The sequence below is a fragment of the Bordetella trematum genome (assembly GCF_900078335.1).
Classification (GTDB): domain Bacteria; phylum Pseudomonadota; class Gammaproteobacteria; order Burkholderiales; family Burkholderiaceae_B; genus Bordetella; species Bordetella trematum.
This window is the reverse complement of record NZ_FKBR01000006.1, coordinates 341,083-355,489: the sequence shown is the minus strand read 5'-3', so window position 1 is coordinate 355,489 and position 14,407 is coordinate 341,083. Positions and strand designations below refer to the sequence as shown.

The following is a 14,407-nucleotide window of genomic DNA, read 5'->3' as shown; positions in this document are numbered from 1 at the left end:
TCTCGGCCGAGCTGAAAGCCTTGGACGACGACTTAGCGAGGTGGGAAAAGACGCTGCAGGCTGGGCCGACCAAGTGAACGGGCTGCAGGGGTATGTGCGGGCGTTGGGTGTCAAACCGTCAAGCCGGTAGCTTGGTTCCCCTAGACTGAAAATCGCATAACCGACTCAGGAATTGAACGTTGATTTATTCGCTTGGCTAGACCATTCCGCCGCATCTTTTATTTTTTCATATGTCAAAGTCTCGGGTCCGTGCTGCTTGAAGCTCGATCAGCAAATCCTTGGGGATGGAGGAGTCTAAGAGCTCTGCGATGCAGAAATACCAGATTAACGATACTGTCTTCAGCGCTAAATAGACGTTGGAGAGGTCGTGTGCGTCTGTAATTGTGATGCCGTCGCTTTGGTTGAAGATTTGCTCAGATCCCCCGTGCGTTAGTTCGTGCAGTGTATTGCCGAATATTCTAGTGATCTGAGCGTCAATTCTTCCGTAGTGAGGCTTTATTTTTGCCAATTGCCTGGATCTTCTAGCAGTGGTCCCCGGTAAGTCTTGGCCATTTAGAAGCAGTTCTAGCTGAGCTTCAGTGGAGCAGTACTTGATCCATCCCGCCCTAAAAAATGCTTCGATTAACGGGCGTAATAATGCAAGACTTGACGTGTATCGGCGATGTTGAATCAACAGTGTGATGGCACGCGCATGATGAATCCCCACAAAAAACAAGGATCCACATAAGCCATTTCTTTCGGTGCGAAGTAAATTAGCCTTCTCGAGGATCACTTTAGATGACTCATCCCATCTTTTCATTTTGCTGAGTTGCAACAAAACGGAATCTGCGTGGCTGCGTAGATCTGTCATTTTCTGGAGTATGTGTGGAGGCAGGAGTTATCTTGATGTTCCCTATACCTCAACCTATTTTTTGTGAAATTCAAGGCTGTAGATCCCGGTAGGTGATCCCCCAACCCTGGTGACCGACCGCGGTGGCAAGGTTTGGTGGGGCAGTGGGAGCAGGCCAGGCCGGGCTTCTCGTTTTGATACGGTACTTCAGTTTATGTACTCAGCGGCGCAACGTTCTAGTCAGCGCCGTTGGCGCAAGACTCTAGGAAGGCTGCCCAAAGCTCCAGCGCGGCTCTGCGCTCTGGGATATCGTCTCGAACGTCATAGATCGCCTCCATCCCCTTGAGCTTGTGGTTAAGCGCCAGCTCTGACACCTCATTACTGACGCCCAGGTTTCGCATGTGCCCCTTGGCAGTGCTGCGCGTGTCGTGCGGGGTAAACCTACGGACATCCAGATCGCCCCGATCAAATGCGCGGGTGATGGCTGCCCAGAGTGTTGTCTTGCCGATATGGGTATCACCCCCCCGGTTTCGTCGTCGGCGCTCCTGGCGCGCGGGCAGCACCCATTCCGACGTTCCTGCCAGCTCCTGCAGTTTCTGAAACCAGCCAATAACTGTCGGCGTGAGTGGCACGGTAAAGGCCCGGCGAACCTTGACGTTTTCCTCGGGCACCACCCAGATGCCTTTGGCCAGATCCACATTTTCCCAGCGGGCCTTCGCCAGCTCGACAGAGCGGACGCAGGTGGCCAGCAGGATCCGGAAGGCCAGGGCGTTCTCGGTACCGATTTCGTCGATATTGGCAAGCAGGCTGCGCAAGTCTTGCTCGCTCAGCATCACCCGGCGCTTGATCGGCGGGCGCGGACCCATCAATGACACTAGGTCGATGCCGGCGGCTGGATTGACGTTGATCAGGCGCATGCCGCATGCGTGGGCGAAAAGCTGCTTTGCTGTGGTGAGGATCCGCTTGCTGATTGTCCATGTCCGGTTGGCCGAGGTCAGCATGTGCACGATGTCGGAGGGCTGCACCTGATCTACAGGGATCACGCCCAGTTTGGGCAGGATCACCTTGTCCAGATCCCAGTTCCGGTAGGTGATGGTGTCGGCGGCCAGGCCGGCCAGCTTCTTGCTGCGGAAGTCCTCGACTAGCGTTCGGACGTTGGATACCTTCGTCGCCCGTGCTTTGCTGCGCTGCTTCTCCAGCGCCGGGTCGGCGCCGCGGTCAATGGCCGCCCGGAAGTCTCTGGCCGCCTTGCGCGCCGCTGCCAGGGAAATGTCGGGGTAATTCCCAATGGTGACCTCCTTCTGCGGGCCGCCCTGGCGATAGCGCAGTACCCAGGTGGCCGTGCCGGCCGCCGATAGCGTGAAGGTGAGGCCTTCGCCATCGCTGCGCGCCAGCTTCTCGCCTGCGCTTACCCAGCGCCGGAGCTGAATGTCATCCAGCAAGTTTTTTCCTCGTTTTGCCACCTTGATCCCCTTTCGAAATGAGTAGCTAGGGCCGCTGGCTACTCATCTAGCTACTCATTGAACTATCGCCAGCAAAGTACTACATGGAACGCCCAGAAACAAAACAGCCCGCGTTTATGCGGGCTGGCGGGGAGGAGGGTTTATGGCAGGAAACACAGGAGCACCTGCATGGGGCTTGCAGGTGGCTAATTGCATGAATCTCGTAGGTCGTTGATTGCTGCGGGTTTTCCGGCTGGTGGCTTGAATAAGTGTCGTTGCAGCGACTCGTCTGGCCACTCTCCTTGGCGGAGGCGGGCAGGGTGGCCACCCATGAGGCCAGATGATACCCGGTCAACCGCTGTACCCGGACCTGTTCGCAGGCTGGCATGTCGATGCGCGCGATCCGCCGCGCTCAGGTGCCCGACGCCGGCGCGTCGTCTCCGGCGCAGAGACGGTGGGGCGGCGAGCTGCCTGCACGGGGCGTCAAGACGTCGGCGCATCGGCGGTAGAACGATGCCGCTGCCGGCGATGGTCGGGGGTCTGTTTGCAGAGGGCCGGTGCGGCGGCAGTGTCCGCCGCAACGTTTGTGCAGGTGTTGTGTTGCAGATTGACGGCGTCGCCGCCTTGCCTGTTGCGGGCCATGCCAGGCAAGCGGCGTGCCGTGGGCGCTACTGCGTGAGCGGGTCTTGAGAGGATAGCTCTTCAGCGATGACGGCTAGCCGAGCGCTTTCGTGCCTGTCTTGCAGGGCAAGATATTTTTCCTGTGAGCCGTCAGTGCGGTCAGCGTCACCGTAGAAGGATTCATCAAGGTACTGTTGGTACCAAGTTGACTCTTTGAGGGTCATTCCCACAAATATTTCATTACCCTCCCCATCCGTAGATAGGGCGCGAATTGCCGACAAATACGCCCGTGCTCCGGGCTTGAATTCCAACATGACACTCCTTGTATGAGCATCCATTGTAGGCATTTGCGATTTTTCCCCTTTCTGCGGCGCTCATCGAGGCCTGAGCAGCACCGACGTTTTGGGTCGGGGTCATCGTTGGGCGTGACGATTTCCATGGCAGTGAAGCGGCGCGGGAAGACGCTTCGGGGCAGGTTCGATCCCGGTGGCGGGCGGCCCGGGGAGCCGAAGCTTGGGACGGTCGGTAACGCAGCCGCCGTGCCCTGGATCGTGGCGGCTGGGTCAGGGCGCCCGCTCTTGCCGGGCCTTGTTTCCTGGCGCCGGCGTGCACTGACGCGCAATCATTGCCGCCAGTCAAGCGGGCATGTCGTTACACGGCATGCCCATGCCGTTTTCGGCGGGGCGCCGGCTCAGAAGTATTCCACCGTCATCACCGTGCCCACGGCCTTGCCGCCCTGGAAGACTTCGCGCACGCTGTGCTTGGCACGCGTGGTCAGCTGGGTTTCGCCGGCGCGCAACGGCGTGGTCCACAGCTCCGGGCTCTGATCGATCGGCGAGCGGCATTGCAGGGTGGCTGCGCGGGCATTGTTGCTGGGCAGCGGTTGGCAGGACGCTTCGGTGATCTGGCCCACGAAACGAATGATCAGTCGATCGGCGTGGGCGGCAGACAGGGCGCCGACACCGGCCAGGGCGAGGGTCAGGCGGGCGGCAATACCGGAAATCTTGAGTTTGGACATGAGGCGGCGGGTAACGAGCGGTAGGGCGCCAACGCCTGTCCGCCGTAAGGCAGGGCAGGGTGGCGGGGAAGGCTTTCACTCGTTATCGGCAGCGCAGAGCCGAACTTTAGTATTTGTCAGAAAATGGCCGGCTGCGGGGCAGCTTTGTTAGGATGCCGTCTTTTTGAAGGATGTCCCGGTGAAACGTTTGCTGCTGGCGGCGCTGCTCGCCCCTCTGTTTCTGACGGCCTGCGGTCGCGAGGCGCCACCTGCGCCCACGGGCAAGGCCTGCCTTGGCGCCAATGCCGATACCCTGGTCGAGAACCTGGGCGGGCAATGCCAGGCGGGCGATGCGATCGCGACCAAGCACCCCTCGTATTTCTGCGATTTCCGGTACGCGATTGCTTATAACAGTTACAACTCCGCCCTGTGCATCTACACCGGACAACAGGCAGAGGAACGAATCCCGAAGTAGAGCGCCGGAGCTGTCCTGAAACAAAAATGGCTTCGTGCCAGGGCACGAAGCCATTCAAGTCAGACAAAAATCTGATTACTTGCCGCTGTCGATGCGCTGCTGGATGTGCGCGGCGCGCGACGGCGAGGACGGGTGCGAGCTCAGCATGCTGCTTTCCCCGCCGTCCAGTTCGCCCAGTTTCTGGAAGGCCGTCACCAGGCCCTTGGTGTTCATTTTCTTCTGCTTCAGCAGGTCGTAGGAGTAGTCATCGGCATCCGATTCCTGCGACTGCGAGAATTGGGCATTGATGAATTTCTCGGTCAGGTCGCCCAGTTGCGAGGAATTCAGCGCGTTGACCACGCTATTGCCGGCAGCGCCGGCGGCCGAGCGGGCTGCGCTTACGGCGTAGGCGGTCTGCATGGCCTTCTTGCTGTGGCCCAGGGCAACGTGGCCGATCTCGTGGCCGATCACGCCGCGCAGTTCGTCGTCGTTCATCATGTCCATCAGGCCGCTGTAGACGCGCACGCAACCATTGCCCATCGCCCAGGCGTTGACTTCGTTGGTCTGGTAGACCTTGTAGTTGATCTTCTGCCCGTTGACATTCATGTTGCCGAAACCGGCCATGACCTTGTTCAGGCGCTTGGCATACTTGTTGCCGGCGGGCGCCACCTTCGACTGGGCGTCGCTTTCCTTGCATGCGGCGTTCGAGAGCTGGACGATATCCGCATCCGAGAGCGTGGCGGCCTTGGCCATGTCGCTGCCGGCGCTCATCAGGTTGTTGGTGTCCAGGTTCTTGAGGCTGGCGCAACCGGCCAGGGTCAGGCTGCCGGCCAGGGCGGTCAGGAGCAGGGCGCGTTGAACGGGCTTCATATCCTCTTTCTTTCCTTTTGTTGGTATGACAGATTAGGCAGGCACGTCGTGTCTGCCGCGGGCGCACTGTAGAGAGGTCCGCGCGCATAGTGATGAGTTTATTTTTCCGGCCGCAACAAAATGTGGCGGCCCGCCCGGCCGGTTCAGGCGCAGGGCGGGCCGCGGTGGCGCAGCAGGCGGGCGGGGCTAGCGCCCCTGGCCGGCTCGCAGCAGGCGCAGGCCGTTGGCCACCACCAGCAGGCTGGCGCCCACGTCGGCGAACACAGCCATCCAGAGCGTGGCGTCGCCGCTGACAGCCAGCACCAGGAAAATCGCCTTGATGCCCAGCGCAAGCGTGATGTTCTGCGTCAGGATGCGATGCGTGGCGCGCGACAGGCGCAGGAAGGTGCCGATCTTGCGCAGGTCGTCGTCCATCAGGGCGACGTCGGCGGTTTCGATGGCGGTGCCGGTGCCGGCCGCGCCCATGGCAAAGCCGATGTCGGCGCGCGCCAGCGCCGGGGCGTCATTGATGCCATCTCCGACCATGCCCACCATCCCATCGCCGGCCTCGTGCTTGGCAGCGACACGGGTGAGCTTGTCTTCGGGCAGCAGATCACCATGGGCTTCGTCGATGCCGGCTTCACGGGCCACGGCCTGCGCCGTGCGGGCGTTGTCGCCGGTCAGCATGAGAGTCTTGACGCCGAGCGTGTGCAGATCGGCGATGGCGGCGGCGCTGGTCGGCTTGAGCGTGTCGGCCACGGCTGCCAGGGCCAGCACGCGTTGGCCATCGCTCAGGGCGTTGGCCGTCTTGCCGGCCGTCTCGAATGCGTCGATGCGGGTTTCGATCTCGGGGGTGAGTACGCCCAGTTCGCGCATCAGGCGGCGATTGCCGAGGTAGAACGTCTCCTCGCCGATGCGGCCCGATACCCCGCGCCCGGCCAGGGCCTGGAAGTCGCTGACCTCCAGGAAGCGGGTGCCGGCGGCCGCCTGGGCCAGTGCGCGCGAGACGGGGTGGTCGGAGCGCGAGGCCAGGCTGCTCAGGATGAGGGCGCTGGACTGCCCGGCCTGGCTGACCGGTTCGACCACGTCGAGGTCGGTCTGTACAGGCTTGCCGCGCGTGAGGGTGCCGGTCTTGTCCAGGGCCAGCCAGCGCAGCTTGCGGCCGTTTTCCAGATATACCCCGCCCTTGATGAGAATGCCGCGACGGGCCGCAGCCGTCAGGCCGCTGACCACGCTCACGGGGGTGGAGATCACCAGCGCGCAGGGGCAGGCGATGATCAGCAGCGCCAGCGCGCGGTAGATGGCTTCCAGCCAGGCCTGGCCCACCACCAGCGGCGGCACGATGGCCACCAGCAGGGCGATCACGACCATGGTGGGCGTATAGACGCGCGAGAAGCTGTCGATGAAGCGCTGGGTCGGCGCGCGGGCGCCCTGGGCCTGTTCCACCGCATGGATGATGCGGTCGAGCGTGGTGCTGCCCGCGCCGGCCGTGACCCGGTAGTCAAAGCTGCCGGAGGTATTGACCGTGCCGGCGAAAACCTCGTCGCCCACTGCTTTCTCGACCGGCATGCTCTCGCCGGTGATGGGGGATTGGTCGATGGCGGACTGGCCCTCGGTGATCGCGCCATCGGCGGCAATCCGCTCGCCGGGGCGCACCCGTACGCTGTCGCCCACGCGCAGTTGCGCGGCCGGCACTTCGATCCACTCGCCATTGGCGTCCTGGCGCAGGGCGGTCTGGGGAGCAAGGTCCATCAGGCCGCGAACGGCGTTGCGGGCACGGTCCAGGGCGCGCGCCTCGATGAGCTCGGCCACGTTGAAGAGGGCCATCACCATCGCCGCCTCGGGCCACTGCCCGATGAAGACCGCGCCGGTGACGGCGATGCTCATGAGGGCGTTGATGTTCAGGTTGCCGTTGCGCACGGCAATCCAGCCCTTGCGGTAGGTGCCCAGGCCGCAGGCGGCGATTGCCCCCAGGGCAAACAGCGCCGTGACCCAGACGGGCCAGCCTGCAAAGTGGACGGCTTCCGACAGTGCTGCCAGCACGCCGCCCACGGCCAGCATGCGCCAGGCAGGTTTGGCCTGCGGCGCGGCCGCAGGGGCGGCGTCGCCTTCGATGAGCTCGGGCGTCATGTCCAGGCTGCGAACGGCGGCCATCACCCCTTCGAGGGTGCCGTCGTCATGCACCACCGTAAGCACGCGCTGCATGAGATTGAAGTCCAGTTCCCGGACTTCATTCATGCCGCCGAGTTTCTTGCGGATGAGGGTTTCTTCGGTCGGGCAGTCCATCTGGCCGATGCGCAGGCGCGAGAGCGTCTGGCCGGGGCCGGCCTGAAGGTCGCTGGCGCGCAAGGGCGCGGCGCTGAAGCCTTGGGCGCCGCAGCACTCGCCACCCTCGGCGGCTGCCGGGTGGCTGTGATCGTGATCGTGGTCGTGATCATGGGCATGATCATGACTGTGGCTGTGCTGGTGGCCGGCCTCATGGGAGTGATCCTGCTGGCAGGCCGTGTCATGGGCGCGTTGCTGGCCTTGCGAGGCCGGTTGCTGGCCGCAGCAGGCGCCGCGGGTGTCGGGGGCGGCCGAACGGGAGGGGCTGGGCATATGGGTTGAGTCCTTGTTCCATTCATCCGGCGCCTTGGCCGGTGATTTCAGGCGTATTCCACACCCTGGAGTTACTATAAGGTCAAGTATTGGAATACAGGAATGGAGCGGGTATGAAAATCGGAGAACTTGCCAAGGCGGCCGGGACGACGGTGGAAACCGTGCGTTACTACGAGAAGGAAGGGCTTTTGGCCGCGCCCGAGCGGGGCATGAATAACTACCGCAGCTACGGCCCCACCCATCTCGAACGTTTGCGCCTGATACGCAATTGCCGCGCGCTCGATATGACCCAGGACGAAATCCGGGCCATTCTGCAACTGACCGACAACCATCGGGCTGGATGTGGCGGCATCAATGAACTGTTCGATGAGCACATTGCCCATGTGGATGCGCGCATTGCCGAACTGACCCAGCTCAAGGAACAATTGGCCCAGCTGCGGCATCAGTGCGCCGAAGCACGTCCCGACGTCGACGACTGCGGCATTCTGCACGGCCTGTCGCAGATGCAGGTCGAAGAACGTCCGGAGCGGCATACCCATCTGGGCTGATATCGCCGAATGTCCCTGCCTGCCGGCGGGGGATGGCGCAGCCCCGTGCCGGCTGCCGCTATCATAAGAACCTTTCTCATTAACGCCCGATCGGGCCGGGGGCGTCGCGACTGCCGCGTCCGCGCCCGCTGGAGTTTCGCAAGCCATGACCGAACACGCTGTCAATCCCGCTCTTCACGCGCTCAATACGCGCCGCTCCATGAAGTTGCTGCGCGCGCCGGCGCCCAAGCCCGACGAGCTGGCCCAGATTCTTCAGGCCGCCATGAGCGCGCCGGATCATGGCGCGTTGCGGCCGTGGCGTTTCGTGAAGATCCAGGGCGAGGCCATTGGCCGCTTTGCCGATGTGGCGCTCGACGCCGTCAAGCGCAGCGGTGACCCGCGCATGACGCCCGAAAAGGAGAAGGCCGTGCGCAGCTGGATGGCCGGCGTGCCCTTGTTCCTGGCGCTGGCTGCCAAGATCGACCATAGCTCCAAGGTGCGTGAGCAGGAGCAGGTGCTGGCCACGGGCGCCGCCGTGATGAACATCCTGAACGCCACCCATATGCTGGGCTACGGCGCGTTCTGGAGTACCGGCCTGGGCACCTATGTCGAGGAGGTTCAGGAGATCCTCGGCCTGGATCCGCTGGATTACCGCTTCATGGGCTATCTGGCCATCGGCACGCCGGCTTGCGCGGTGCCGCCCGTCACGCGACCTGATTATCAGGACTTCATCACGGAGTGGACCGGCGAGCCGGTGCAGGCAGGCTGACACTGCGGCAAGTCGGGAAGGGCCGCGGTCCGTGCATTCACACGGGCCGGCCTTTTTCTTTCCGTGTCACAGGTCCATGCGCATTTCGTGCCATGACATACCGCCCAACCCGGATGCCGATGGCTTCTGGTAGTGGTAGCCGAAGTGCTCATAGAGCGGGATGTGGCGCTCCTTGCACATCAGGTGGATGGTGGCTTTGCCCCGCTCCTGCATCTGTTTGACGAAGGCGCGCATCAGCGGGCCGGCGTAGCCGCGGCCCTGGTGCTCGGGGTCGATGGCGACCGACATGATGACAACGTTGGGCGCGGCCGGGTCATGGCCGATCAATTCCTTGAAGGCGTCATCGGACATGCGCACTTCGTGGGCGCAGCCGCTGTTGATGTAGCCGATCACTTTCCCGTCTTTTTCCATGATCAGAAAGCCTTCGGGATATTGCTCGATGCGGGTGGTGATCTTGGCCAGGCTGGCGGCTTCGTCGCCTTCGTAGGCGGCGACTTCGATCTCGCGGCAGCGGGCAGCGTCGGCAGGGGTGGCGAAGCGGAAATGCAGTTCTGGCATGTCGTTGGCAGCAAGCGTCAGGGCCTGTTCGGGCCGTAGGGTCAAGGAAGGTTCAGGGGAAATCGCAACTCGGCCTGCAGCCCGCCGCCCTCGCGCGGGCTCAGGCACAGGTCTGCGCCATAGCGCTGGGCAATGGCCTGTACGATGGAAATGCCGAGCCCGGACCCGCTATTGTCGCGGCGGCCCTGGTCGCCGCGCCAGAAACGCTGGCCGATCCGGGTGGCCTGCGCCGGGTCCAGGCCCGGCCCCCGGTCGGCGACCGTGATGCAGCACAGGCCGTTGGCGGTATCGACGTTCAGGCTGAGATGCACCGGGCTGTCGGCAGGAGCATAGCGCAAGGCGTTGTCCAACAGGTTGCGCACGGCGGTTTCCAGCATGGTGCGCGGCAATGGGCAGGGCGGGTCGGCGGGATCCAGCGCCAGGTGCAGGCGTTGGCGGTCGGCCTCGGGCCGGCTGGCGGCCAGGGCACGCAGGATGGTAGACAGGCCGACGCTCGTCGTCGCCGGCTGCGGCCCGGATTCGGTGCGTGCCAGATCCATCATCTGGTCCAGGGTGTGGCGCAGCCGGCGCACGCCTTCCTCGGCATGGCCGAGCGAGGCCTCGGCCTGCCTGGCGTCGCTCAGGCGGATGACCTGCAGGTGGGTATCGATCACCGTCAGCGGCGTACGCAGCTCGTGCGCGGCCGCGTCGGTGAAGGCGCGCTGGCTGGTCAGGGCGCGCGCCAGCCTGCCCAGCAGCCCATTGAGCGCATCCAGCACGGTGCGTAACTCTTTGGGCGGATGCGCCACGGTGATGGGCGTGGTGTCGTCGGTGGCTTTGCCGCGTAGCTGCTGGCACAGGGCGCGCAGCGGCGCCAGCCCGTGCCCGATGCCGATCCACAGCGCGATCAGCCCGCCGATCAGGGCGATGAGGAAGGGCACGCCCGCGGCCATCAGGAGGTCGCGCCCCAGCTGGCTGCGCTGGTCGATGCGATCGGCGGTGGTGATCTGGTAGTCGCCGGCCTGCAGGACGTAGACGCGCCAATCCTTGCCCTGGATCTGGCGGGTGCTGTAGCCGGCCGGCAGGCTGGCAAAGATGGCCGGCGATTGTTGTTCGGTGCTGACCAGCACTTCGCCGCGCATGGCGCGCACTTCGCAGGCGATGCCTTCGCCGCCGCCTACCCGCACCGCGTGGGCCAGGTCGGCGTTGAGAGCGCCGGGCCCCAGGGCGGAGCGTTGCAGCAGCCCGGCCACCATGCGCGCCGACATGGCCAAGCGGCCGTCCAGCGTGTGTTCGAGGTTGGATTGCACGCCGCGCATCATCCAGGCCGCAGCGGCCAGCCACAGCACGGCCAGGGCGACTCCGGCAATCAGCACGGCGCGCAGGCGCAGGCTCATGGTTCGACCCTCCAGCCCAGGCGATAGCCCAGGCCGCGCGTCGTTTCGATGGCCTCGTGGCCGAGCTTGCGGCGGATGTTGTGGATATGGACGGTCAGGGCGTTGCGGCTGACCTCTTCGCCCAGGCCGTAGAGGCGTTCGTTGAGGGTTTCCGGCGACAGCCAGCGCCCGCCGGCTTCGGCCAGCTGGGTAAGCAGGTCGACCTCGCGCCGCGACAGGGGCACGGGCTGCTCGTTGAGCCAGACCTGCCCGCTGTCGGGCTCCAGGCGCAGCGGACCGGCGCTGATGAGCTGTGCCGCGCGGCCCTGGGTGCGGCGTTGCAGGGCGTGCAGGCGCGCCGCCAGTTCGCGCAGGTCAAAGGGCTTGACCAGGTAATCGTCGGCGCCGGCGTGCAGGCCGGCCAGACGGTGCTCGACTGCATCGCGCGCCGACAGGATGATGATGGGCAGCCCCGGTTCGAAGGCACGCACACGTTGCAACAGCGTCAGGCCATCGCAATCGGGCAGGCCGAGGTCCAGCACCATGGCCTGATAGCTGTCTTCGTGTTGCGCCGCCTGGGCCTGGGCAGCGCTGCCGGTGTGGCGAACCGTGATGCCGTGGGCACGCAAGCCGGCCACGATGCCCTGGGCGATCAGTTCGTCGTCTTCGACCAGCAATACACGCATAAATCCATCTTCCCGCCTTGATCAGGCGCCATGTTAGAGCAAAGCGGCGCGGCCGTGCCGCGACCGCAGTGCAGGCGCCAAGTGTTTATTTTCAGTTAATCGGGGCCGGGCATCATGACGATTCATCAAGCCGGGAGGGATTGCGTGTCGTCGTGGATTTATCGAGTGTTGGTCTGTGCAGGCCTGGTGCTGGCCATGGTCGCCGGCGCAGGCGCAAGTGCCAGCCTGTTCTCCAGCCAGCCCGATGACGAGTTCCTGCCTGCCGAAGACGTGTTCGTGCTGGATCCGCTGGTGACACAGGCGGGACAGACCAGCCTGACGGGCACCGTGGCGCCGGGGTATTACGTTTATCGTCACTCGCTGTCCCTGGCCGACGCCAAGGGGGATCCGGTAGCGTTGGCGCTGCCGGCCGGGCAGGCCAAGCACGACGAGTTCTTTGGCGATACCGAAATCTACAGCGGTCAGGTGCCGCCTTTGCGTTTCCCGGCGGATGCCCAAGGGCCGCTCACCCTGCATTGGCAGGGTTGTGCCGAGGCCGGCATCTGCTATCCGCCGCAAACCGTGACGCTGTCGACCAGCGGCGGGGTTGCCGACCCGGCCGCGGCCGCGGCCCCGGAGCTGGCGCAGGACGAAGCCGCCGCCCAGCGTCTGGCGAGTCTGAGCCCCGTCTCCGGTGTGCTGCTGTTCTTCGGCTTTGGCCTGTTGCTGGCCTTCACGCCGTGCACCCTGCCCATGATTCCCATCGTGTCGACCATGGTGGTCGGCGGCCAGGTGCGCGCGGCGCGCGCCTTCGCCTTGTCTTTGGTCTATGTGCTGGCCATGGCGGGTACATACGCCCTGGTGGGTGTGGCGGCAGGGCTGGCCGGCGCCAATCTCCAGGCCACGCTGCAATCGCCGTGGCTGTTGTCGGCATTCGCCGGCCTGTTTCTGGTACTGGCGGCATCCCTGTTCGGCGCGTTCGAGCTGCGCCTGCCTGCCGGTCTGCTCAATCGGGTCGAGTCAGCCGGGCGGGGGCGCGCCGGTGGCAGCCTGGTTGGCGCCGGCGCACTGGGGGTGCTGTCGGCCTTGCTGGTGGGCCCTTGCATGACGGCCCCGTTGGCAGGCGCCTTGCTCTATATCAGCCAGACCGGCAGTGCCTTCTATGGGGGCATGGCCCTGTTTGCCCTGGGGCTGGGCATGGGGTTGCCGCTGCTGGCGATCGCGGTTTTCGGCGCGCGCATTCTGCCCCGGCCCGGCGCCTGGATGGACCGCGTGCGGGTCGCCTTTGGCTATGTGATGGTCGCCATGGCGATCTGGATGCTGGAGCGGATTCTCTCGCCGACCCTCAGTCTGCTGTTGTGGGGCGCGTGGCTGCTGACGCTGGCGGTTGGCTTGCTGGGGTGGTCGGCGGCCTTGGCGCAACGCCCGCGCGGCGCCTGGACGCTGCGTAGCGTGGCGGCCGTGGCGGGGGTCTGGGCCGTATTGATGATGGCGGGCGCCGCTTCCGGGGGCGTGTCGCTGCTCCAGCCCCTGGCGCGCAGCGGCGCTCCTGCCTCAGCGCCTTCGGCGAGCGCCGCGCCGGCGACGGTCAAGACCGTACAGGACGTTCAGGGCCGCCTGGATGCGGCCGCGGCTGCCGGGCAATGGACTCTGATCGATTTCTATGCCGACTGGTGCGTCAGCTGCAAAGTGATCGAGGCCACGGTTTTCGGCGACCCGCGCGTGGCCGCGCGCCTGTCGCGCATGCAGGTATTGCGTCCGGATGTCACACTCAATGACCGACAAGATCGAGATTTACTCAAGCATTGGGGGGTAATGGGCCCGCCCACGCTTATCCTTGTGGGGCCGGATGGCCAGGAACGTCGGGCGCAGCGCACGGTCGGAGAGATTTCCGCCGCCGCGTTCCTGCAGCGTCTGGACGCCGCAGGCGCGCCGTGAACGTTCCCCGGGCCTTGTTTCCTCTCTCAGGAGTTTCTATGTTTTCGTTTCGTCAAACCACCGCCTCTGTCGCCGTCGGCCTGCTGCTGGCCACGGGGGTCAGCCAGGCGGCCGAGCGGCCCGCCGCACTCAAAGCCCTGGAAGAACAGGGCCTGACCATCGTGCAGGAATTCGATGCCGGCAAGGGCCTGCGCGGTTTTGCGGGCATGGCCGGGGATCAACCGATAGCGGTGTATGTCTCCGATGGCGATCAGGTTATCGTCGGCACGCGTCTGGACGACAAGGGCAAGCCGATGGACGAGGCCACCCTGCAGCGCCTGGTCGCCAAACCCATGAGCCAGGCGGCCTGGGCCCAGCTCGAGAATGCCACCTGGGTGCGCGACGGCAAGGCCGATGCGCCCCGCGTGGTCTACACCTTCAGCGATCCCAACTGCCCGTATTGCAACCGTTTCTGGGAAGCGGCCCGCCCGTGGGTCGATGCGGGCAAGGTGCAGTTGCGCCACGTGATGGTGGGCATCATCCGCCAGGACAGCCCGGGCAAGGCTGCCGCCATCCTCGATGCCAAGGATCCTTCGGCCGCGCTGCTCGAAAACGAGACGCGCTTTGACAAGGGCGGCATCAAGCCGCTGGCCGAAGTGTCGCCGCGCGTGGCGGGCATTCTGGACGACAACCGCGAGCTGATGATGTCGCTCGGTTTTCGCGGCACCCCGGGCATCGTCGTGATGGACGATCAGGGCCTGATCAAGAAGTACAACGGCATGCCGCAGGCCAACGCGCTGACCGACGTGCTCGGACCGCGTTGAGG

14 protein-coding genes are annotated in these 14,407 nt (G+C 64.6%); 5 read left to right on the top strand and 9 right to left on the bottom strand.

The window, feature by feature from the left end:
• Window positions 1-226: 226 nt before the first annotated feature.
• The 4 genes from A7V84_RS20985 to A7V84_RS02230 all read right to left on the bottom strand — a co-directional run bounded on the left by A7V84_RS20985 (window position 227) and on the right by A7V84_RS02230 (window position 3,910).
• The gene (locus A7V84_RS20985) at window positions 227-817 is read right to left on the bottom strand and encodes a DUF6988 family protein (protein WP_147297407.1); all 591 of its coding nucleotides are present in this window, start codon (window positions 815-817) and stop codon (window positions 227-229) included.
• Between the two features lie 248 nt (window positions 818-1,065).
• On the bottom strand, window positions 1,066-2,271 hold the full coding sequence (locus A7V84_RS02240) for a tyrosine-type recombinase/integrase (protein WP_212760399.1): 1,206 nt from the start codon (window positions 2,269-2,271) through the stop codon (window positions 1,066-1,068).
• Between the two features lie 668 nt (window positions 2,272-2,939).
• Window positions 2,940-3,206: a hypothetical protein gene (locus A7V84_RS02235; protein ID WP_025516440.1), complete on the bottom strand. Its 267-nt coding sequence runs from the start codon at window positions 3,204-3,206 to the stop codon at window positions 2,940-2,942.
• A gap of 377 nt (window positions 3,207-3,583) precedes the next feature.
• Window positions 3,584-3,910 carry a hypothetical protein gene (locus tag A7V84_RS02230; protein ID WP_033534660.1) on the bottom strand — a complete coding sequence of 109 codons (327 nt, stop codon included), beginning with the start codon at window positions 3,908-3,910 and terminating at the stop codon, window positions 3,584-3,586.
• 178 nt (window positions 3,911-4,088) lie between these two features.
• Between A7V84_RS02230 and A7V84_RS02225 the strand changes: the two genes are divergently transcribed.
• The gene (locus tag A7V84_RS02225; RefSeq protein ID WP_025516435.1) at window positions 4,089-4,364 is read left to right on the top strand and encodes a hypothetical protein; all 276 of its coding nucleotides are present in this window, start codon (window positions 4,089-4,091) and stop codon (window positions 4,362-4,364) included.
• A gap of 75 nt (window positions 4,365-4,439) precedes the next feature.
• Here the strand turns inward: A7V84_RS02225 and loiP are convergent, their stop codons facing one another.
• Together loiP and A7V84_RS02215 are read right to left on the bottom strand one after the other, a co-directional pair.
• On the bottom strand, window positions 4,440-5,213 hold the full coding sequence (gene loiP / locus A7V84_RS02220; RefSeq protein WP_025516434.1) for a metalloprotease LoiP: 774 nt from the start codon (window positions 5,211-5,213) through the stop codon (window positions 4,440-4,442).
• 186 nt (window positions 5,214-5,399) lie between these two features.
• Window positions 5,400-7,790, bottom strand: coding sequence for a heavy metal translocating P-type ATPase (locus A7V84_RS02215; RefSeq protein WP_063492227.1), 2,391 nt, complete (start codon window positions 7,788-7,790; stop codon window positions 5,400-5,402).
• 113 nt (window positions 7,791-7,903) lie between these two features.
• On the opposite strand from A7V84_RS02215, the gene cadR reads away from it, so the two are divergent.
• Together cadR and A7V84_RS02205 are read left to right on the top strand one after the other, a co-directional pair.
• The gene (gene cadR, locus A7V84_RS02210) at window positions 7,904-8,338 is read left to right on the top strand and encodes a Cd(II)/Pb(II)-responsive transcriptional regulator (protein ID WP_033534662.1); all 435 of its coding nucleotides are present in this window, start codon (window positions 7,904-7,906) and stop codon (window positions 8,336-8,338) included.
• A 145-nt stretch (window positions 8,339-8,483) separates the two neighbouring features.
• Window positions 8,484-9,086 (top strand): nitroreductase family protein, encoded by a 603-nt coding sequence (locus tag A7V84_RS02205; RefSeq protein WP_033534663.1) that lies wholly within the window; start codon window positions 8,484-8,486, stop codon window positions 9,084-9,086.
• Between the two features lie 66 nt (window positions 9,087-9,152).
• Here A7V84_RS02205 and A7V84_RS02200 read toward each other — a convergent pair whose 3' ends face one another.
• The 3 genes from A7V84_RS02200 to A7V84_RS02190 are packed head-to-tail and all read right to left on the bottom strand — an operon-like array spanning window position 9,153 to window position 11,685.
• The gene (locus A7V84_RS02200) at window positions 9,153-9,644 is read right to left on the bottom strand and encodes a GNAT family N-acetyltransferase (RefSeq protein ID WP_025516426.1); all 492 of its coding nucleotides are present in this window, start codon (window positions 9,642-9,644) and stop codon (window positions 9,153-9,155) included.
• A gap of 41 nt (window positions 9,645-9,685) precedes the next feature.
• On the bottom strand, window positions 9,686-11,020 hold the full coding sequence (locus tag A7V84_RS02195) for an ATP-binding protein (protein ID WP_025516424.1): 1,335 nt from the start codon (window positions 11,018-11,020) through the stop codon (window positions 9,686-9,688).
• The gene (locus A7V84_RS02190) at window positions 11,017-11,685 is read right to left on the bottom strand and encodes a response regulator (protein WP_063492228.1); all 669 of its coding nucleotides are present in this window, start codon (window positions 11,683-11,685) and stop codon (window positions 11,017-11,019) included. Before A7V84_RS02190 ends, A7V84_RS02195 begins: the two co-directional genes overlap by 4 nt.
• A gap of 165 nt (window positions 11,686-11,850) precedes the next feature.
• On the opposite strand from A7V84_RS02190, the gene dsbD reads away from it, so the two are divergent.
• Window positions 11,851-13,602, top strand: a complete 1,752-nt coding sequence (dsbD, locus tag A7V84_RS02185; protein WP_425320897.1) for a protein-disulfide reductase DsbD — start codon at window positions 11,851-11,853, stop codon at window positions 13,600-13,602.
• A 38-nt stretch (window positions 13,603-13,640) separates the two neighbouring features.
• Window positions 13,641-14,405 carry a thiol:disulfide interchange protein DsbG gene (dsbG, locus tag A7V84_RS02180; RefSeq protein ID WP_025516421.1) on the top strand — a complete coding sequence of 255 codons (765 nt, stop codon included), beginning with the start codon at window positions 13,641-13,643 and terminating at the stop codon, window positions 14,403-14,405.
• Window positions 14,406-14,407 lie beyond the last annotated feature (2 nt).

Coding starts and splice junctions, on each gene's coding strand:
- A7V84_RS02235 (WP_025516440.1), bottom strand. CDS start 3,206: ATGTTGGAATTCAAGCCCGGAGCACGGGCGTATTTGTCGGCAATTCGC.
- A7V84_RS02230 (WP_033534660.1), bottom strand. CDS start 3,910: ATGTCCAAACTCAAGATTTCCGGTATTGCCGCCCGCCTGACCCTCGCC.
- loiP (WP_025516434.1), bottom strand. CDS start 5,213: ATGAAGCCCGTTCAACGCGCCCTGCTCCTGACCGCCCTGGCCGGCAGC.
- A7V84_RS02215 (WP_063492227.1), bottom strand. CDS start 7,790: ATGCCCAGCCCCTCCCGTTCGGCCGCCCCCGACACCCGCGGCGCCTGC.
- cadR (WP_033534662.1), top strand. CDS start 7,904: ATGAAAATCGGAGAACTTGCCAAGGCGGCCGGGACGACGGTGGAAACC.
- A7V84_RS02205 (WP_033534663.1), top strand. CDS start 8,484: ATGACCGAACACGCTGTCAATCCCGCTCTTCACGCGCTCAATACGCGC.
- A7V84_RS02200 (WP_025516426.1), bottom strand. CDS start 9,644: ATGCCAGAACTGCATTTCCGCTTCGCCACCCCTGCCGACGCTGCCCGC.
- A7V84_RS02195 (WP_025516424.1), bottom strand. CDS start 11,020: ATGAGCCTGCGCCTGCGCGCCGTGCTGATTGCCGGAGTCGCCCTGGCC.
- A7V84_RS02190 (WP_063492228.1), bottom strand. CDS start 11,685: ATGCGTGTATTGCTGGTCGAAGACGACGAACTGATCGCCCAGGGCATC.
- dsbG (WP_025516421.1), top strand. CDS start 13,641: ATGTTTTCGTTTCGTCAAACCACCGCCTCTGTCGCCGTCGGCCTGCTG.